Below are 19412 nucleotides of genomic sequence, written 5' to 3' on the forward strand. Positions count from 1 at the left end.
TGAGTACGGCGACCGTTCCCGTGTCGGTAGCCTGCCTCTTCATGCGTCTCGACGTCAACGATTTGCGGGCCTTCTATGCCAGCCCCCTGGGCCGCACGACGCATCGCGTGGTCGGCCGATCGATCGACGCGTTCCTCGGCTCGGTCTCGGGCCTGCGTGTGCTCGGGATCGGCTACGCGATGCCGTATCTCGGCCCGATCCACTGTATCGCCGAACGCACCCTCGCGTTCATGCCGATCAGCCAGGGTGTCGTGAACTGGCCGGCGAGCGGCCGATCCTGCACGGCGCTGGCCGATCCCACCATGATGCCGCTGCCCGAATCCGCCGTCGACCGGATCCTGCTCATCCACGCCCTCGAAGCCGTCGAGAGCCCTTCGGAGCTGCTCCAGGAGGTGTGGCGGACCCTCACCCCCGGCGGGCGGATGATTCTGGTGGTGCCGAACCGGCGGGGGGTCTGGGCCCGGCGGGAGGCGACACCCTTCGGCCATGGTCAGCCCTACAGCCGCTCGCAGCTCGGCCGGCTGATGCGCGAGACGCTGTTCTCGCCGGTGAACTGGACCGAGACGCTCTACATGCCGCCGGTGCGCTCGCGGCTGATGCTGCGCACCGGGCCGGCCTGGGAGTGGACCGGCACCAGCCTGTCCCTGCCCTTCGCGGGCCTGCACGTGGTCGACGCGACGAAGCAGCTCTACCGGCCGGTCACGGTGCGGCAGGTGCGGCGCGCCCGCCGCCTCGCCCCGGCCCGGGTGCTGGTGCCGGCGCCCGCCCCGGGCTGAGCGGGCGTTGGCACGGGCGGCCGGCGGCGGAAACCGCATTCTGTCGGCGCGCCCGGTGGCCTAAGCACGTTTCGCAAAAGTGGCTGCCGGTTTTGCGACGAAAACCTGCGATCGATGAAGAACCTAAGCGGAGGTTGCGTTGGCGTGCCAACGCAACTTTGCTTAGGAGGACGGTCCGCACGGACCGATCCTGATGAGCATCGATTTCACCGTCCAGCAGTTCCTGCTCGCCCTTTCGGGCTTGGTCGCGATCGTCAACCCGATCGGCGGCGCTTTCATCTTCGCCCAGGTGACGAGCGCCTACAGTCACGCCGAGCGCGTACTCCTGTCGCGCCGGATCGGTGTCTACGCGGCGCTGGTCATGCTGGGCGCTCTCTGGGCCGGGACGCCGATCCTCAACTTCTTCGGCGTCACCCTGGCGGCCCTGCGCGTCGCGGGCGGCTTGGTGGTGATGTCCTCGGCCTGGACCCAACTCAACCGGCCGGAAGCCCGCGAGGCGCGCAAGCAGGCCGAGGCGTCGGGCTCGGCCGGGCCGGGCGCTGCGGCCCCCTCCGAGCCGGTACCCACCGCGGCGCTTTCCGAGATCGCCTTTTTTCCGCTGACCCTGCCGTTCACCACCGGACCGGGCACGATCGCCGTGGCGATCACCCTGGGCGCGAACCGGCCGGCGGCTTACGCCGAGCGGGCCGGTTTCTATTTCGGCGTCACGGTGGCGGCGCTGGTGGTCGCCGTTACGGTCGCCCTTCTGTACGCCTCGGCCGACCGGGTCGTGGCGCTCATCGGCCCGGCCCGGGCCCGGGTGGTCGGACGCCTGTTCGCCTTCCTGCTGCTCTGCGTCGGCACGCAGATCCTGATCAACGGCCTGACCGACGTGATCGCGCCGCTGCTGGCGGCGCGATGATCCCGGTCCGAGCCGCCGTCAGATGACCGGCAGGGTTCCGAGGCCGCCGAACAGGGCTGCGTGGCCGGCGTAGTAGAGGAACAGGAAGGCCGCCAGCGCCGCGCCGTACCAAGCCGGCGCCAGGAGCACTTGGCGTGCCCGCACCCGAACCCGGACATCGTCGGCGGCGATCGCCAACAGAACCACGATGATCCCGGAATGGCCGATCGCGTCCACTTTGCCGAATTCGACGATCGCCGAGACGAAGATCGCCGCCAGGATGATCGCCGCGCAGCGCCGGACCAGGGGCGTCCAGATCAGCGCGAAGGCGAGGGTGAACTCGATCACGCCGGCGGCCTGCATGAACAATTCGGGGGTCGCGCCCATGGTCATCTGCGGCTTGGCGGCGAGCAGCGGCGCCGACCATTCCGGATAGGCCCACTTCTCAATCGAGGCCCACATCAGCGTGACCGCGGCGGACCAGCGGACGAGGTCGAGGGGGCGGATGTCGAAGGGCTTCAGGTCGAGTCCCTGCACGATCAGGTAGACGGCGATCCCGAGGAAGATCGGATAGTCAGCGAGGTGGAACAGCCCGTATTGCGCGGTCGCGTAGCTGAACAGGAAGACGAGGCCCAGGCCTGTGATCGGCATCGTGCGGCGCCAGATCAGGCAGCCGGCGAGCGCGAGCTGAAACCACGGGATCCAGGCCACGTCGGTCTTCAGCTCCGGCGTCAGGATGATGCCGCCGAGGACGAACAGCGAAACGAGGAAGAAGCCCAGCGTGGCGCGGACCAGCAACTCCGTGTCGGTGCGGATCCGCGTGGTCACGCGATCGAGGGCGTTGAGCAGCGCGCCGCCCAGGGGCGTGCCCTCCGCCAAGCATCCGAACATCAGGCAGAGCAGCGCGAGGCCGGTGAGCCACTCGAAGTCGAGACAGAGGACCTGTTCGAGGCCCTGCGGCTGCCCGGCCACGTCGAAGGCGCAGAACCATTTAACGTGCGCCTCGGCGGCGTTCGTCCCCGCGAGGATCAAGGGGCCGGTGAGGCCAAGGGCGCGGGCGACCGCCAGGGCCGACTTTTTGTTGGATGTTGGCATTGAGCCCTCGTCGCAACGCAACGACACCGTGGTTACCGGTTTACTTAAATATACCCGGCGCATTTTAGCCAAGGGTTTGTTAACGAATGTGAGTGAACGGTTAACGCTGTGGATTGTGCTTAGGTAGCGTCGAATCCCGTTGTGGCGGTGCGGAACGTCCGAGCGGCGCCACGACCCTCAGCGGCGCGTTACCGGACGGATTGCTGCTCTGACGGCCGTCGGCTCGACTATCCCCGTCAGATGGCAAGTCTCGACCGGGCCGGGCCTTGCAGCGACCACGCCTGTACCGCGCTGTCGACAAGTCTCGCAGGTCCGAGCTCGATCAGAGCCGCGATCCCGGCGCCGAGCCGGAATGATTTTCGTTTACACGTCCAATGTTGATAGTATCAGCACAACTAATGCGCCCAAGATCAATATCTATCAAAAATAATACACGATATAAAGCCATTCAGGCAGGAATTTAGACTAGTAATATGGGTAATCGTCGTGAGATTGATTCATTAATGTTTAGGCTGTAGCGGAAAGATGCCTGCAGAGACGGCAGGTATCGGGTTCGCATCTTGCGTGAGCCGGCACGTTGTCTTGGTCGGACCGAATTCAAAGGCTGGTCCTGCGCGGCTGGTCCGCCGGAGCCAGCGACTGAGCGACGAGGTGCACGCAATGGGGAGGGACGCCATTCCGAGGCCCGACACACCTGTCGACCTGCGGCGGTCGCGCATCCCTGAGCCGTGGCACCGGGTAGCCCATCGCTCTGCCGCCGGCCCACCGGGCGAATCGCAGGGGTTGGCGCATGTCCGAGTGGGCGTAGCCGGGGCATCGGAGATGACCGAAGCGAAGCCCTGACGGCGTCCCGGCTCCGGTTGCAGCGCATCACTCCTGACATCCCGCGGGACGGTCCCTCGGTGCTTCGGCGCGCGGCACCGCCCTATCCATCAGCAAGGAGAGACTTCATGGCCGACGATACGCAGACCAAGGTTCCGGCCTGGTACGGACCGGACGAGATCCAATTGATCCAGCGCGACCTTCTCGGTTCGGCGGCGAAGATCCTGATCCTTTGCCTGGGCGGCAAGGGCGGTGTCGGAAAGACGACGATCGCGCTTCAGGTCGCCGATCTCTGCGCCGAGGTCAGTCCGGTCCTGGCGATCGACACCGATCCGGCCAATCGCCATTTCCACACGGCTTTAATGCAGGAGATCAACCCCGGCAGCGAGAGTTTCGTGCCGCGCCGGCCCGACATCACCTGCTTCCGTCAGCGCCTGCGCGCTGAGGACAGCACCGGCCGCGTCGACCCGACCCTGTGCCAGGACATGATCGAGCACGTGATCGAGGCCGCCGAGCGCTTCGTGGTGGTCGATTTCCCGGCCGGCGACACCGAGACGACCCGCCGCTGCGCCGAGATCATCGTGGAGAGCTGCCGGGAGTCGAACATCCGCCTCGCCGTGGTCGTCGCGGCCGGTGCCGTCGATCCGACCGCCCTCGATGTCCTGCGCGAACTCAAGCCGATGCTGATCGAGTGCGACCGGGCCATCCTGGCGAAGAACACCGCTCAGGCGACTAATTTCGACTACCTCGAATCCTCCGAACTCGTGAAAGCCCTGCGCAAGCAGCCGAATTTCCGTGTGATCGAAATCGAGAAGATCGGCGAGCGCCTGATCGAGGCCCTGCGCGTGCAGAACATGACGTGGCAGACGCTGGCCAACACGGCGCCGATGCGCCTGCGCGTTGAAGGCCGCCGCCTCCGGCGCAACTTCCACCAGGTGTGGCGGGAAGCACTCCGGCCGTGACCAACCTCGAGCGGTTCTACCGGTCGGTCCACGGCCGCGATCTTCAGCCCTGGGAGCGTCAGCTCGCCGTGCGGATCGCGGCCGCCTTGAACACGACGACGAACGACGATTTCGTCGTTCACCTGCTCCTCGTATATATGTCGACGAACTCGATCACCAACATGTACAACGAGTTGGTGGCCGCGCGGAACACGCTCGCCGAAGACAACCGCGACCTGATCCAGACCGTCACGAAGGATCTGCGCCGCAACAAGCTGATGACCTACGGTCTGATCGGCGCGGTGGCGCTCGCCGTCATCGCGGGGGCCTGGACGCTAGCCACGGTGGTCAGCCTCTCGAACGGCGCGGCGGCGAACGAGGCCCGCCTCGCCGCCGCGCTGGAAGCCTGCGAGCAACGGAATATTGGACGCCCCCCGCGCGGGCTCGACCTCGGCCGTTGAGCCGGATCCGGCGTCAGGGCGTCGGCGGCTGGGTCGAGAACGACGCGGTCACGAGGTCGCGCTCCGTGCGCGCCGATAGCGTCGCGAGGAAAGCCAGGAGATCGCTCCGCTCCGTGGCGATGAGATGAAGCGGCTTGATCAACCGGGAGCGGCTCGGGCGGTCGATCCCGCCGCGGTCGTAGAGATCGATCACGGCTTCGAGGTTCGGCACCGACCCATCGTGCATGTAGGGCGCGCGCTGGCCGACCTCCCGGAGCGTCGGCGTCTTGAAGGCGTAGCGCAGCGCGACCGAGGTCGGCTTGAAGCGGCCCCGCCCGATGTCGGTTCCTTGAGCCACGCCGATGTCGTGGAACGAATTGTCGGTGAACGACCAGCCGGAATGGCAATTGGCGCAACCGGCGCGACCGTTGAACAGGTCGAAGCCCCGCTTGGCCGGCTCGGCGATCGCGTCTTCCTGGCCGGCGATCCACCGATCGAACGGGGCCGGCTCGGTCACGATCAGGCGTTCGAAGGTGGCAAGCGCCGCTTCTAGCCGTTCCCGCGTGACGGCCGGATCCGCGAAGGCGCTTGCGAAGGCTGCCGTGTAGTCCGGGTCGGCGGAGAGCCGGGCCAAGGCCTCGTTCATCGGCAGGTTCATGTTGCCGGGCGCCGTGATCGGCATCGCCGAGACCGATTCGAGCGTGTGGAACTTGCCGTCCCAGCCGAGCGGACCGTCCTGCCAAGCGACATTGAGGACCGTGGGCGTGCGCAGGTCCATGTCGCCTTTCTGGCGCGTCGCCGCGCGGGCGCGCCCGTCGGCCCAGGCCAGATCCGGGACGTGACAGGTCGCGCAGGAGCGCGTCCGATCGCCGGACAGGATCGGATCGAAGAACAGGCGACGACCGAGTTCGGCCTTGGCGGCCGTGTAGGGATTTTCGGCCGGGAACGGGATCTCGGCGGGCGGGCGATAGGTGTCGCGCCAGGCGGCACGGCGCGAGTCCGAGCCGCTGCCGAGCCCCACGCCGACGCCGACGAATCCAAGAATCGCCGCCACCGCGGCGCTGACCTTCCACGCCATCATCAACCTCACAGGGCACGTTTATACCGCTATTCGTTGATGACCGATGAATCTCCGCATGAATATTCAGGGGCCGGACAATGCACGCGTATGCAAAACTTCGGAGCCGCCAAGCTTCCGTCATGCAATCGGTGGTTTCGTGCTATTCCAGCCGCACCGCAACGCTGTCACTCGCTCCAGTTGAATCAAGGACGGAGATCCGCGCGAAGCCGACCCCTTGGGGAAACCATTCGGCTCGGTGACGCAGCGTTTGCGCGACCGGCTGACCATCGATCAGCCATGTCAGCGGTGGCACCCCGCCCAGCGCCTTGAGGGCCACGGCCTCGCCGTCTCGGCCATGCCCGTCTGGTGCCAGACCGAGGTCGATCCGTGCGCCATCGGGGGGATAAGCGATCCGCAGGGTCGGACCCCGTGCGCCAGCCGCGTCGCGACCGAGCCGCTGCAGCGGCGGCGGCAGGCTGCTCGATCCGGCCATCAGGGTGTTGGCCGGCCGGGGAACCGGCTCGAACTCGCCGCCGAGGCGCGCGAAGGCGTCGAACAGGATCGGCGCCGCACCGACCCGGCCGACGAGGCCCGGAACCGCCGCCCCGTCCGGCCGGCCGACCCACACCGCCACGGTCACGCGCCGGTCGAACCCGGCCGCCCAGGCATCGCGATAGCCGTACGACGTCCCGGTCTTGTAGGCGATGCGGTTCGGGAGGGCGTTCTCGGGCGGTGGCGTTCCGCGCAGGATGTCGGCGATGTACCAGGCGGCTACAGGGCTCACGACCTGGCGGCCGGATCCGGGCGCCCCCGCCTCGGCGCGGCGCTGGATGTCGGGCAGCGTGCCGCCACGGGCGAAACCGGCATAGAGCCGCGCGAGATCCGTGAGCGTGATGCCGAGCCCGCCGAGCGCCACCGGCAGGCCGGGCGCCGCTTCGCGCGGGAGCTGGATCCCGGCGCCGGCCGCGCGCAGCCGCGCGATGAAGCGGGCCGGGCCGACCGCCTCCATCAGCGCGACTGCGGGGACGTTGAGCGACAATTGTAGCGCGCGTCGGGCCGTGACCGTGCCCTGGAAGGTCAGGTCGAAATTCTCCGGGGCGTAGCTCGCCGAGAAGCGCGTCGGGCGATCTTCCAGCAGCGTCTCGGGATGGGCCAAGCCGTCTTCGAACGCCATGGCGTAGACGAACGGCTTCAGGGCGGAGCCGGGGGAACGGATCGCCAAGGTCATGTCGATGGCGCCGCGCCGGGTCGCATCCAGGTAGCCGGCGCTGCCAACCTGGGCGAGGACGCGCCCGTCCCAATTGTCAAGGACGAGGATCGCCGCCGAGAGGTCGGGTCCTGTTGCGGCGGCGCGCTCGGCTGCCAGAACCTCCAGTCGCTCCTGCAGGGGTGCATCGATGGCAAGGCGGATCACCGGATTCGTCGGCTCGGCTGCCACCGCTTCCTCGGTGGCGTGCGCGGCCAGCATCGGGAAGGGCTTTCGTGCAGTCGGAACCGGCTCCGCCTTCGCGGCTTCGGCCTCCGCCGCGGTCAGGACGCCCCGGGCGCTGGCGATATCCAGAACGCGGTCGCGGGCGGCGCGGGCGCGCTCCGGGAAGCGGTCCGGACGGCGGGCCTCGGGGGATTGCGGCAGGGCCACGAGCAGCGCGGCCTGCGCCGCTGTCAGCCGCGCCGGCTCCCGTCCGAAATACGCGAGGCTCGCCGCCCGGACGCCCTCCAGCGGACCGCCATAGGGGGCGAGCGCGAGATAGAGGTCGAGCATTCCGCCCTTGCCGAGCCGCTGCCCGAGGGTGACGGCTCGGACCATCTGCCGGAGCTTCGCATCGAGGGAGCGTTCGCGCCGCGGCTCGACCAGACGAGCCACCTGCATCGAGAGGGTCGAGCCGCCCGACACGATGCGCCCGCGCACCAGCCATTGCCCCGCGGCGCGCAGCAGGGCCGCGGGGTCGATCCCGAAGTGATGCGCGAAGCGGCGATCCTCGTAGGCGAGCAGCATCGCCTGGAAGCGCGGGTCGACCGCCTCCGCGGTGACCGGCAGTCGCCACCGCCCGTCCGCGGTCGCGAAGGGGCGCAGCAGCGTCCCGGATCGATCGAGCACGACGGTGGAGCGTGTCGCCGCAGACGCGAGGTCCACGGGTGGCAACGCTGCGGCATAGATCCAGGCCGCGCCGAGGCCGGCCGCCAACAGGCCGAGCCCAAGCCCCGCAGCGACGAGACCCGAGCGCACGGCCAGGCGCCGCGCCGGGGGCGCTCCTCCGTCGGGGTCGAACCCGTCCTGCGGCACGTCTCCTCCGGGGTCCGGACCCGCCTTGCGGCACGCAGGATTCCCGGTTCCCGCAGCGCAGGCAAGCCCGTCCTTGCGCGGCCCTGGCTACGCGATGCCGATGCTGCGCTGATCCACGAAGTTCGGTCGCTCCTGCCGTTCGAACCGGACCGGGAACGGCACCACGTTCGATGCGAGCGGCGCGACCGCCGCGTCGTAAGTCGGACCGGTCCCGCGGGCCTTGCTGGGCTTCATCCAGCGCCCGACGCGCTTGAAATACGTCCGCCTCGCCAGCCAAGCCGGAACTTGCCCGTCCTTCGACATGATCTGCCCCTCTCGATGCAACCCGCCGCGACGATATCCAGCCCGGCAACTCGATCGCGTCACCGGATCGAATCGGAGCTGTATTCGTGATACGAATGCATGCCAGGAGTTGTTGCATCCTCCGTTTGGGTGATGCCGCCCCACCGCTCTGAGGCGGTCGGGCAAAACCGTCAGAGCGCTTGCCGCCGAAGTGGATGCCGGTTCGACGCGAGAGAGTGCGTCACGACAAAGGCTTAGCGCCAGGCCCGATTGGAGCGCGATCGGGCACGGCTCTAAGCAGCAGCGGTCTCCTTCGCCCGCTCCAGCGCCATCTTGGTGACCGCCACCTGATCGACCTTGCCGGTGCCGAGCATCGGGATCGCCTCCAGCAGCACCACCTCGGCGGGGATCGCGACGTCGGAGGCGCCGCGATCCTTGGCGAAGCTCTGGTAGGCGGATCGCGTCGCGTCCTTCGCCTGCGTGAACAGGATCAGCCGCTCGCCCTTGCGTGGATCCGGCACCGCCGCCACCGCGCTCAGGTGGTCGGGCCAGAGTTCGGCGGCCAGCGACTCGATGCCGGCGAGCGACACCATCTCGCCCGCGATCTTGGCGAAGCGCTTGGCCCGGCCCTTGATCGTGACGAAGCCCATCGCGTCGATCGCCACGATGTCGCCGGTGTCGTGCCAGCCCCCCGGCGGCGGCTCCAGCACCCCCGGCTTCTCGGCGCGCAGGTAGCCCAGCATGATGTTGGGACCCTTCACGGAGAGGCGGCCGCCGTCGTCGATCCCCGGTACCGGCTCGAGCCGTGTCTCGATGCCCGGCAGCATCCGCCCGACCGTGCCAAAACGGTTGAACATCGGCGTGTTGAGCGCCACGACTGGCCCGCACTCGGTGACGCCGTAGCCTTCCAGGATGCGCAGGCCGAACTTTTCCGCCCAGGTCTTCCGGGTGGTCTCCTTCACGGCCTCGGCGCCGGCCACGACGTAGCGCAGCGAACGCAAATCGTAGGAATGGGCCGAACGGGCGTAGCCGGTCAGGAACGTGTCAGTCCCGAACAGCACGGTGCTGTTCGAGCCGTAGATCAGCTCCGGCACGATTCGGTAGTGCAGTGGTGACGGGTAGAGGTAGACCGGTACGCCCGAGACCAGGGGCAGCACCAGCCCGGCCGTGAGGCCGAAGGCGTGGAACACCGGCAGGACGTTGAACACCTTGTCCATCGGCCCGAAATCGATCCGGGCCGCCACCTGCGCCACGTTGCCGAGCATGCAGCGATTGGCCAGGACCACGCCCTTCGGCGTGCCCTCGCTGCCCGAAGTGAACAGCACCGCCCCCGGATCCTCGCCGGAACGCGCCACGAGGGGCCGGCGGGGTGCCAGCAGGCCCCGGATCTTGTCCCCGGTCGTGATGCCGGCCCGCACGTCCTCCAGGTAAATCAGCTCGACCGATCCGCGGATCGCCTCCACGAGCGGCCCGAGCCGCCCCTTCTCGATGAAGGCCCGGGAGGTGAGAACCTTGCTCACCTCGGCGGCCCGGCAGGCCGAGAGGACGTTGGCGGGACCGGCGGAAAAGTTGATCATCGCCGGCACCCGGCCCGCGGAGGCGAGCGCGAACAGCGTCACCGCGGCACCGTTGGCGTTCGGCAGCATCACCCCGATCCGGCCGCCCACGGGGGCCAGCGGCATAAGCTTGCGGCCCAGGATGTTGGCGCCCATCACGAGCCGGCTGTAGGAGAGCCGACCGCCGACAGGGTCCTCCAGGGCATTGCGGCGCCAGCCGTGGAGATCGCCCGCCTCGATCAAAGCCGCCATCAGGCCACGGTCGATATCGGTGGTGCGGAACACGAGGTCGGACATGATCCCGTAGAGGGCCGCGCCCGCCGCCTGCCGCCGTGCCTTGCCCTTGAGGGCGGGATCGACGGTCAGGCGCACCGGCGGCATCACCGTCACGATCACCTTCGGCCACCACTTGCGGCTGACCTGCCGGCGCGACAGGCGCGAGAAGACCGTGCGCTCCAGCCCGTCGATCTTGACCGGCACGACCATCGCGCCGGACTTGTCGGCGATCAGCCCGGCGCCGTCATAGACCTTCATCAGGCTGCCGGTGACCGTGAGCCGGCCCTCGGGGAAGATGATCAGAGTCTCGCCGCTCTTCACGGCGTTGATCAGCGTGCGCGTGGCGAGCGGGCGCGTCGGGTCCAGCGGCATCGCCTTGGTGACCCGCAGGAACGGCCGCACCCACCAGCGCTGCGCGATCCCGCTGTCGATCGCGAAGACCGGCTCCTGCTCAAGCAGCGACAGGGCGAGCGGCGCGTCGAGGAACGAGACGTGGTTGAGCGCCACGATGGCGTTCGGCCCGGCCGCCGCGACGTTGTCGAGGCCGCGGACCTCAAGCCGGTAGAAGGCCCGGAACAGGATCGACAGGGCGTCCCGGAACGGGCTGGTCGGCAGGGTCATGAACACGATGGCACCGACGATCAGGTTCAGCCCCGCGACGACGGCGAGCAGGCTCGCGATCGACAGGCCAGCCCCCTGCAGGGCAGCGAGCGCCAGGGTGCCGGCCACCATGAAGGCCGCGGTGACCACGTTGACAGCGCCGATGATGCGCGCGCGCATCGCCTTCTCGGCCCAGGCCTGCACGGCCGCGAAGGACGGGACGATGTAGAGGCCGCCCGCCACGGCGAGACCCAGGAAGCCGATGGCGACGCGCAGGCCGTCGCCGGTCCGCAGGAAGTCGAACGGACCGATCGGGTCGGCGGCTGGCGGCGGCAGGTGGCCGATCGTCCAGGCGAGGTCGAGGCCGAACAGGCCCATCAGCACGGCGCCGACCGGCGTCGGCAGCAGCACGATCCGGCCGCTGGCGAGCCAGGAGGCCAGCCCTGAGCCCAGCGCGATGCCGACGGAGAACAGCGCCAGCAGCAGGGTGATCACCGTCTCGGTGCCGTTGAAGGCGCCGCGCACCAGCACCGGCAGCAGCGAGAGCACCACCACGCCGACCAGCCAGAACCAGCTCACGATCAGCGAGCCGCGCCACAGGCGCGTGTCGGCCCAGAGGTCGCGCAGCAGCGACAGGGTCGAGCGGCCGATGTTGGGATCGACCCGCAGGTCCGGCGCCCCCTCCCCGGTCGCCGGGATCATGCGGGCCGAGAGCCAGCACAGGATCGCGAAGCCCATCACCAGGGCACCGAACAGGACGCCCGAGCCGCCCATCGCCGAAGCCGCGCCGGCCGCGATCGTGCCGAGCAGGATCGCCAGGAAGGTCGCGGCCTCGACCAGCGCGTTGCCGGCGGGCAGCTCCTCGCGGCGCAGATGATCGGGCAGGATGCCGTACTTGATCGGGCCGAACAGGGCCGCGATCGTCCCGAACAGGCCGAGCGCCACGAACAGCACCGGCACGGAATGCAGCAAGAAGCCCAGCACCGCGGTGCCGGCCGCGAAGATCTCCGCGAATTTGAGCCGCCGCGCCATCAAGGCCTTGTCGTACCGGTCGGCCCATTGGCCGCCGAGACCCGACAGGAGGAAGAAGGGCCCGATGAACACGGCGCTCGCCAGCGTCACCAGCACGCCCGCATGGGCATCGGCCTCCCCGCCGATCCCGAACAGGATCAGGAAGGCGAGCGCGTTCTTCAGGAAATTGTCGTTGAAGGCCGAAAAGAACTGGCACCAGAACAGCGGCGCGAAGCGCCGCGCGGTCATCAGGGTACGGAACATGGCGGTCTCTCGTTCCGGACCTGACTGGCCTACCCGGTATGGTCAGGTCAAATCGGAGCGCGGACAACGCACAGCGACCACGGCTGCGGCGAACCTCGCCGTGCGGGTCCGCACCGCTGCGTGACGGGAGCGGCGCCCCGGGCTTACGACGCGCAGATCCCTTTCCCGGACAGGTGGAGCGAAGCGGAACCTGATCCGGGGCCGAGCACACGAAGCGCCGCGCCAGCGGCACAGGTTGATCCAGATAGACGCTTCGCGACGTCTTATGCTGGTTCCCGGATCGCATTCCGCTGGCGCTGCATGCGCCCGGGAAAAGGCCGGGGCTCAGACCTTCCGGACCACCCGGCCGTGGCGGCCCGGAATGGCAGCGTGCCGGACGATGACGCCGCGTAGCGAGGCGCCGAGGTCATAGGACCAGGAGATGTACGTCGCGACCACTGCGATCACGCACAGCGCCACCCCAGCCGCGCAGGCCGGAATAAGCAGCAGGAAGGTCAGCACCATCCCGACCGCCGTCCGCTCGGCCAGCGAGGCCTGGGGCCAGGGATCGATCGGTAGGGAGAAGCGTCGTCCGGAGCGCATGACTTCGACCTTCGGTGGTTCGGCATGACGCAACACGAGGGGTCAACAGCGGCCGGACTCGGTCGTTGCGTGGTGGAACGCGAAATAGATGCCCCCCGTGACGTTCCGGCCCGATGCCGAAGGGCAACCGACCGTCGCGATCCGGGTTGCCGTTCGAATTCCTGACGACGATGAGGTGGATATGGCTCGGGTTGCGGTCGTGACCGGCGGTACGGCCGGGATCGGACTGGCGGCGGCGCATGCCCTCGCCGAACGTGGATGGTCGGTGGCGGTGATCGCGCGCGATCCGGACCGGCTCTCCGCGGCCGAGCGGGCGCTGGCGGCCTACGGGCAGCCGGTGCTGGCGATCAGCGCCGACGTCGCCGATCCGAAGGCCGTGGACGCCGCCGCCGCGCGTATCGAGGCCGAGCTCGGGCCGATCCGCGCCTGGGTGAACAACGCGATGTCGACCGTGGTGAACCCGGCCGACCAGATCACCCCGGACGAGTACCTGCGGGTCACCGAGACGACCTATCTGAGCCAGGTCTACGGGACGCTCGCCGCGCTGCGCTACATGAAGCAGCGAAACCGGGGCGCGATCATCCAGGTCTCGTCCGGCCTCGCGGTCCGGGCCGCGCCGCTGCAGGCGCCCTACTGCGCCGCGAAGTTCGCGGTCTCGGGCTTCACCGACGCCCTGCGCTGCGAATTGCTGCACGACCGGGTGAATGTCAGCCTCAGCGTCATCTACCTGCCGGCGGTCAACACGCCGCAGTTCAATTGGGCGCGTAACCGGACCGGGCACCGGCAATACGCCCCGGATCCGGTCTTCGACCCGCGGCTCTGCGCCGAGGCGATCGCGTACGCCGTCGAGAATCCGCGCCGGGAGGTCTGGGTCGGGCGCTCGTCGATGATGATGGCGGCCGCGCAGGTTCTGGCTCCGGCGCTCGCCGACCGTAAGGCCGCCTCCATGTGGTCGGCCCAGCTCTCGGACGAGACCATCCCCGAGATGAAGGGGAACCTGTTCGAACCTGTACCGGGCCCGGTCGGGATCGACGGCCGTTTCTCCGGTCGGACCAAGGCGAGCCGCAGCGAGTTCGTCACGAGCCGCACCCGCGACCTCGTGGTCGGCGGGCTCGCCGGGCTGGCGCTGATCGGGCTCGCGGGCACCATCCACGCGGCCCGCTCGGCGCGCCGGCTGCCGGATCGGACGTAAACGGCTGCACCCCATCACGCCGCCTGCTACAGCCGCCCCGAAGAAGGTTCAAAAAAAATGCCCGGCTATCTGCCCTTCGCGGGCGCCCTGAAGCTGCCTGCCTACACCTGTGACAATTGTGGGTTCTGGCAGCGCCACTTCGAGACCCCGCCCGCTTGCCCGATGTGTCTCGATGCCCGCCACGTCGTGCCGCAGGACGGCTGGCGCTTCCGCACGGCGCGGGAAGCACAAGATGCCTTCCCGTGCCACTGGCAGGAACTGGAGCCGGGCGTGTGGCGGTTCTGGAACGATCCGGTTTCCGGCATCGGCCCATCCGCCTACCTGATCCAGACCGAGCACGGGAACATGGGTTTCGAGGGCTGCCCGGTGTTCAGCGAGGCCGCCCTCGACCAGATCGAACGCCTCGGCGGCATGGCGGTGCTCTCCGCCTCGCATCCGCACGCCTACGGGGCATTGCCGCAATTGCAGGACCGGTTCGACCCGGAACTCTGCCTGGCCGCCGCCGACTTCACGTGGAGCGCGGCGCTGCAGGTGAGCTGGCCGTTCGACGATTTCTTGGAGCCGCTGCCGGGGCTGGAGCTGCATCGGACCGCGGGTCATTTCGACGGCCACGCGGTTCTCTACGATCGTTCACGAAAAATCTGCTTCTGCGGCGACGCCCTGAAGTTCGAACTCGATCCGACGGATTTCCGCCGGGCGACCACGATCTCGGCCCACAAGGCCTTCGTGCGCGGCGTGCCGCTCACCCCGAACGAATTGCGCCGTTACCGCGACGTGTTCGAGCGCCTCGATTTCGTGCAGACTTGGACGCCGTTCGAGCCGGCGCGCAATTGCGGCCGGCCGGAGGTGCTGGCCCTCCTCGACCAGCTGATGACCGGACGGTCGCACGCCGCGCCGGTGCCGCTCGAGAGCCTGCGCGTTCAGGGTCGGTAGAGCGGGTCGTTCTCCAGGTGGATCGGCTCGCCGTGCGGCGTCGCCTCGGCGGCCCGCCGAAACGCCTCGGTGCGCGCTGCGACGTTCTCGGGGTCAGCCACGCCGCGCTCGGCGAGGATGCCCTCCAGGGTGGCGAGCCACGCGCCGTAATCGGCGGGTCGCTCGGGCGCGCCCGCCGGGCGGATGCCCTGGCCGAGACGCTCCGCCCATTCCGACCACGTGAACAGCCCGGCCTCGCGCAGGCTGACCACCATGGCGAAGACCTGGGCCTCCCAGGGCGCCGAAAAGGGGCTGGGCGACGGATCGGTCACGCGGGTTCCAGATAGGGTTCGAAGGCCGCCACCGTGACGGTCCCGCCGGGATCGCCGCTCTCGCCCCATAGGTCCTGCGCGGTGAACGCAACCGTGTAGAGCCAGACCGGATTTTCGCCCCCCTGATAGGCGTTGGTATCGGGAAAGACGAAAGCCCCGTCGACTCGCACGATCCGCCCGCGCTTGCCGCGGACGTAGCGCGGCAGCCTCGTATGCGTGGTCGGGTGGATGTTGCGGGCCAGGACTTCGTCGCCGAGCGCGAAGCGGGCGGGGGCGTCGGTCGCCCGGCTGCTCGGGAAGCCTGCCCGGAAGCGTTGCTCCAGCCCATCGCGCGCCAGGGTCCGCGCCACGGGCTTGGCCGGCTCCACAGCGCGGCCGGCCTCCATCTCGGCAGGCGTGGCCAGCCCGGTGGCGGCGAGCTGCTTCTCCAGAGCCTTCAGCCAGATCGCGTAGTAGCTCGACGCGAGGTATTCGGCCGGCGGCAGCGATTCGCGGGCGGCGCGGCTGCCGTCGAGGTTCCAGGCGCCGGTATAGCCCATGGCGAGCGCCATCGCGAAGACGCGCCGCTCCCACGCGGCGTGGAACACTGGTTCGTTCGGCTCCGGCACCACCGGCCCGAAGCCGTGCGCGCCGCCGAGATCCTGGGCACCGTTCATACCGGCATCTCCGCGGGTTCGACTGGCAGGGCCTTGGGTAGCCCGGTGCCGATCATGGAATCGCGCGTGACGAGGGCAGCCAAGGCGTCTTCGGAAAAGCCCTCGGTCCCCGCAGGACGCAGCGGCAGGACCATGTAGCGGGTCTCGGCGGTTGAATCCCAGACCGTGATGCGCGTGGTCTCCGGCAGCGTCACCCCGAACTCCGCGAGCACGCCGCGGGGATCGATCACCGCCCGGGCCCGGTATGGCGGCGCCTTGTACCAGACCGGCGGCAGGCCGAGCACCGGCCAGGGATAGCAGGAGCACAACGTGCAGACGACGAGGTTGTGCATCTCGGGCGTGTTCTCGACCACCACCATGTGCTCGCCGCCGCGCCCGCCGATGCCCAGTTCCGCGATCGCCGGCGTGGCCTCGGTCAGCAGCCGCGTCCGGAATGCGGGATCGACCCAGGCCCGGGCAACCACCCGGGCGCCCAGATGCGGACCGACCTTGGTCTCGTAGAGTTCGACCAGCGCGTCGAGGGCGGCTGGGTCGAGATACCCCTTCTCGGTCAGCAGCGATTCCAGCGCGCGCACACGGGCTTCGACCGGCGAGAGTTCGCTGCCGTGATGCACGTGGTCGTGATCCCCGTGGTGATGATTCATCGCTCGCTCCTCACGATGCGCAGTCTGCACCGTCGGACAGCCAGCTTCCAGCTCGGAAGCACGGATGGATTAACCTCGGCCGTTAGGCGCACGTTGCCTCTACCTCCCGATACCGCTGGGAGCGTTTGGTATCGGTTCATATTTCCACCGGTACGGATGTTAGAGAAATTCCAGTATACAAGTAACGGGATCCGGATACGTCCATGATCGAAGACGCCACGAAGCCGTCGAGCAGGGCCGAAATCGACCGCAAGGCCGATGGCTACGCCACGGCCATCGGGCAGCACCTCGCCCTGCCGATCCGCGACTATTTCAAGCTCGTCGAGCTGGAGCCGCTGCCGGCGCAACTCGGAGATCTGCTCGCGCGGTTCGAGGTCGCGGTCGCCGCCCACGGCCAGCTTGTGCCCTTCGATTTCCGCGGCGACATCATCAAGGCGCTGCCGGCGCTGCGGACCTTCGCGCTGTCCCTGGCGGGGGACGTCAATCGGGCCGATGATCTCGTCCAGGAGACCTTCGTCAAGGCCTGGGCCAACCAGACACGGTTCCGCCCCGGCACGAACTTCACTGCGTGGCTGTTCACGATCCTGCGCAACCAATTCTACTCGGAGCTGCGCAAGACCCGGCGCGAGATCGAGGATGTCGACGGAACGCACGCGGGCCAGATGACCAGCCTCGCCGATCAGGAGGATGCCAGCACCCTCAAGGTCGTATGGGCGCGCCTCGAAGGATTGCCGGTGGCGCAGCGGCAGGCACTGCTGCTGGTCGGCGCCGAGGGCCATACCTACGAGGAGGCGGCGAGCAAGCTCGGGTGCCAGGTCGGCACCGTGAAGAGCCGGGTGAGCCGCGCCCGATCCTCGCTGCTCGGCACCCTCGGGGTTGTCGTGGCCGGGCAGGCTCCGGCAGCCTGATTGGACGGCCTCGACTGCGCAGCTCCGGCGCGGGAAGGCGCTTGGCACCCGCAGACGATGTGCGCCGCCCGACATGACAGCATGTCGCAGCCCCTTATGATCGGTGCCGGTCATCGATTCGGGGGCGAAGAGGGAGCCGATTTCACAGAACAACGGCACGACAGCGCAATGGTGGGCGGCCCATCCCACCCTCTTGGCCTTGTGCCTGTGCCTCTTCGGCCTCGCCATCGTCACGGCGGCTTGGGGAATCGGCCTCCTGTCGACATCAACGGCGCAGGTGATCGGCTTCCTCTACGTGGCCTGCCTCTACGCCTTCCTCATGCACCATTTCGGAATCAATAAATTCATCGCATCGACGAAGTCCGTCTGGTCATTGCTTGCGGCGATCTGGTTCTGTGTGACGGTCATCTATGGCCTGTTCAACAGCTGACGCGGTTAAACTGACGCGTCTTTCAAGATGGGCATGGCCGCCGCGCGGAACCACGCGCGGCGCGTAGGCCCCGGTCCTCACAGGGATGGCTGACGCAGATGCCACTCGGTCGCCTGCTGGAAGGCCTGCCCGATCCGCAGCGCCATCGCCTCCTCGTAGCCGCCGCAAACGATCTGGAGCGAGAGCGGAAGCCCGTCGGCTGTGAAGCCGTTCGGCAGCGCCAGGGCGCAGAGATCGAGTAGGTTGCCGAACCGGGTGAACCGCGAGGGCAGGTGCGCCTCGTCGACCGCGGCGAGCGGCACGGCAGCCGACTCCGTGGTCGGCGTCAGCAGCGCATCGATCCCCTCCAGCGCCTCGGCATAGGCCTGCTTCATCGCGGCGCGGCGGTGGAGCGTGCCGAGATACGCCTGCGCCGAGACCGTGGCGCCGGCCAGGATCCGGGCCCGCACGGCGTCGCCGAGCTGCGCGGACGGGTCCTCAGCCAGCGTCCCGTTGACGAAGTAGGCTTCGGCGTTCGTGATCGCGCTCATCGCCACGCAGTCGCTGAACCGGAACGGCAGGGCCACGTCCACGATCTCGGCGCCCGCGCGGGCGAGCCGGTCGAGGGCGTCGTCGTAGGCGGCCAGCATGTCGGAAGAGACGCCCTGCCGCTCGACCGCTGGCATGCGGCCGAGGCGCAGGCCGCGCACCCCGCGGTTGAGCGTGGGCCAGGGTGCCTCCGGCTGGACGCCGCGGGTGGTCGGATCCAGGGGATCCGGCCCGGAGATCGCCTCGTAGAGGAGCGCGGCGTCCTCTACCGTGCGGGCGAGCGGCCCCGGCGAGTCGAGGGTCGTCGAGAGCGGCACGATCCCCCAGGTCGAGACGCGCCCGACCGTCACCTTGAGCCCCGTCAGCCCGCAGAAGGCGGCCGGCAGGCGCACGGAGCCGCCGGTGTCGGTGCCGAGGCCCCACGGGGCCATCCGGGCCGCCACCGCGACGCCGGTGCCGCTGCTCGATCCGCCGGGCGTGCGTGGAACCTCCGTGTCCCAGGGGTTCCAGGGCGTGCCGAGATGCTGGTTGGTGCCCCAGCCGCCATAGGCGAACTCCACCGTGTGGGTCTTGCCCAGCACGATCATCCCCTGCGCGATCAGGCGGCGGGCGACGGTTGCGGTGCGCTCGGCCCTCCGGGCACGGTGCGCGGCCGAGCCGCCCATGGTGATCCGGCCCTCCAGATCGATCAGGTCCTTGAGTACCACCGGCACGCCATGGAGCGGCCCCACCGCGTGGCCCGACCGGATCGCCCGGTCGGCCCCCTCGGCGGCGAGGCGCGCATCGGCGGAGAACACCTCCGTGAAGGCTTGAAGCTTCGGCTCCAGCTGCGTGATGCGCCCGAGCAGCGCGTCCACCGCATCGACCGGCGAAAGGCTGCGTGCCCGGATCGCCCGGGCGAGTTCGGCCGCGGAGGCGTGGACGGGATCGAGATCGGGCAT

18 protein-coding genes are annotated in these 19412 nt (G+C 68.9%); 8 read left to right on the forward strand and 10 right to left on the reverse strand.

Features of this window, described 5'->3' with window-relative positions; translation table 11 throughout:
* The first annotated feature begins 41 nt into the window (after positions 1 to 41).
* Both OXS27_RS02255 and OXS27_RS02260 read left to right on the forward strand, forming a co-directional pair.
* Positions 42 to 776: a methyltransferase domain-containing protein gene (locus tag OXS27_RS02255; protein WP_243916775.1), complete on the forward strand. Its 735-nt coding sequence runs from the start codon at positions 42 to 44 to the stop codon at positions 774 to 776.
* Between the two features lie 193 nt (positions 777 to 969).
* Positions 970 to 1677 carry a MarC family protein gene (locus OXS27_RS02260; RefSeq protein WP_243916743.1) on the forward strand — a complete coding sequence of 236 codons (708 nt, stop codon included), beginning with the start codon at positions 970 to 972 and terminating at the stop codon, positions 1675 to 1677.
* 18 nt (positions 1678 to 1695) lie between these two features.
* Here OXS27_RS02260 and OXS27_RS02265 read toward each other — a convergent pair whose 3' ends face one another.
* Complete coding sequence (locus OXS27_RS02265) at positions 1696 to 2751, reverse strand: hypothetical protein (RefSeq protein WP_267353977.1); 1056 nt, start codon at positions 2749 to 2751, stop codon at positions 1696 to 1698.
* Positions 2752 to 3701: 950 nt separating this feature from the next.
* On the opposite strand from OXS27_RS02265, the gene OXS27_RS02270 reads away from it, so the two are divergent.
* Together OXS27_RS02270 and OXS27_RS02275 are read left to right on the forward strand one after the other, a co-directional pair.
* Positions 3702 to 4535 carry an ArsA-related P-loop ATPase gene (locus OXS27_RS02270; protein ID WP_267353979.1) on the forward strand — a complete coding sequence of 278 codons (834 nt, stop codon included), beginning with the start codon at positions 3702 to 3704 and terminating at the stop codon, positions 4533 to 4535.
* On the forward strand, positions 4532 to 4975 hold the full coding sequence (locus tag OXS27_RS02275) for a hypothetical protein (RefSeq protein WP_267353981.1): 444 nt from the start codon (positions 4532 to 4534) through the stop codon (positions 4973 to 4975). Before OXS27_RS02270 ends, OXS27_RS02275 begins: the two co-directional genes overlap by 4 nt.
* 13 nt (positions 4976 to 4988) lie before the next feature.
* Here OXS27_RS02275 and OXS27_RS02280 read toward each other — a convergent pair whose 3' ends face one another.
* The 5 genes from OXS27_RS02280 to OXS27_RS02300 form a co-directional block, all read right to left on the reverse strand.
* Positions 4989 to 6032 (reverse strand): cytochrome c peroxidase, encoded by a 1044-nt coding sequence (locus OXS27_RS02280; RefSeq protein WP_267354282.1) that lies wholly within the window; start codon positions 6030 to 6032, stop codon positions 4989 to 4991.
* A 142-nt stretch (positions 6033 to 6174) separates the two neighbouring features.
* Entirely contained in the window at positions 6175 to 8241 is a 2067-nt protein-coding gene (gene pbpC / locus OXS27_RS02285; RefSeq protein WP_267354283.1) for a penicillin-binding protein 1C, read from the reverse strand.
* Positions 8242 to 8385: 144 nt separating this feature from the next.
* Entirely contained in the window at positions 8386 to 8601 is a 216-nt protein-coding gene (locus tag OXS27_RS02290; protein ID WP_267353983.1) for a hypothetical protein, read from the reverse strand.
* Positions 8602 to 8873: 272 nt separating this feature from the next.
* Positions 8874 to 12287 (reverse strand): acyl-[ACP]--phospholipid O-acyltransferase, encoded by a 3414-nt coding sequence (locus tag OXS27_RS02295; RefSeq protein ID WP_267353985.1) that lies wholly within the window; start codon positions 12285 to 12287, stop codon positions 8874 to 8876.
* Positions 12288 to 12611: 324 nt separating this feature from the next.
* Entirely contained in the window at positions 12612 to 12869 is a 258-nt protein-coding gene (locus OXS27_RS02300; RefSeq protein ID WP_267353987.1) for a hypothetical protein, read from the reverse strand.
* Between the two features lie 181 nt (positions 12870 to 13050).
* Between OXS27_RS02300 and OXS27_RS02305 the strand changes: the two genes are divergently transcribed.
* Both OXS27_RS02305 and OXS27_RS02310 read left to right on the forward strand, forming a co-directional pair.
* Complete coding sequence (locus OXS27_RS02305) at positions 13051 to 14061, forward strand: SDR family oxidoreductase (RefSeq protein ID WP_267353989.1); 1011 nt, start codon at positions 13051 to 13053, stop codon at positions 14059 to 14061.
* 57 nt (positions 14062 to 14118) lie between these two features.
* The gene (locus OXS27_RS02310; RefSeq protein ID WP_267353990.1) at positions 14119 to 14994 is read left to right on the forward strand and encodes an MBL fold metallo-hydrolase; all 876 of its coding nucleotides are present in this window, start codon (positions 14119 to 14121) and stop codon (positions 14992 to 14994) included.
* Here the strand turns inward: OXS27_RS02310 and OXS27_RS02315 are convergent.
* From OXS27_RS02315 to nthA, 3 genes are read right to left on the reverse strand one after another with little or no spacing between them, the layout of a single operon-like run.
* Positions 14982 to 15305 (reverse strand): nitrile hydratase accessory protein, encoded by a 324-nt coding sequence (locus tag OXS27_RS02315; protein ID WP_243916733.1) that lies wholly within the window; start codon positions 15303 to 15305, stop codon positions 14982 to 14984. The genes OXS27_RS02310 and OXS27_RS02315 overlap by 13 nt on opposite strands.
* Positions 15302 to 15961 carry a nitrile hydratase subunit beta gene (nthB, locus tag OXS27_RS02320; protein WP_267353993.1) on the reverse strand — a complete coding sequence of 220 codons (660 nt, stop codon included), beginning with the start codon at positions 15959 to 15961 and terminating at the stop codon, positions 15302 to 15304. Before nthB ends, OXS27_RS02315 begins: the two co-directional genes overlap by 4 nt.
* Positions 15958 to 16605 (reverse strand): nitrile hydratase subunit alpha, encoded by a 648-nt coding sequence (gene nthA, locus OXS27_RS02325; RefSeq protein ID WP_267353995.1) that lies wholly within the window; start codon positions 16603 to 16605, stop codon positions 15958 to 15960. The genes nthB and nthA overlap by 4 nt, the downstream gene beginning before the upstream one ends.
* A gap of 203 nt (positions 16606 to 16808) precedes the next feature.
* On the opposite strand from nthA, the gene OXS27_RS02330 reads away from it, so the two are divergent.
* Both OXS27_RS02330 and OXS27_RS02335 read left to right on the forward strand, forming a co-directional pair.
* A complete protein-coding gene (locus OXS27_RS02330; protein ID WP_243916730.1) occupies positions 16809 to 17513 on the forward strand; it encodes a sigma-70 family RNA polymerase sigma factor in 705 nt (234 codons plus the stop codon).
* A gap of 103 nt (positions 17514 to 17616) precedes the next feature.
* Positions 17617 to 17943, forward strand: a complete 327-nt coding sequence (locus OXS27_RS02335; RefSeq protein WP_267353997.1) for a hypothetical protein — start codon at positions 17617 to 17619, stop codon at positions 17941 to 17943.
* Between the two features lie 77 nt (positions 17944 to 18020).
* Here the strand turns inward: OXS27_RS02335 and OXS27_RS02340 are convergent, their stop codons facing one another.
* Positions 18021 to 19412 (reverse strand): amidase, encoded by a 1392-nt coding sequence (locus tag OXS27_RS02340; protein WP_267353999.1) that lies wholly within the window; start codon positions 19410 to 19412, stop codon positions 18021 to 18023.

Origin of the sequence: Methylobacterium sp. GC_Met_3, from assembly GCF_026540775.1 — a bacterium.
In the GTDB taxonomy this organism is placed as follows: Bacteria; Pseudomonadota; Alphaproteobacteria; order Rhizobiales; family Beijerinckiaceae; genus Methylobacterium.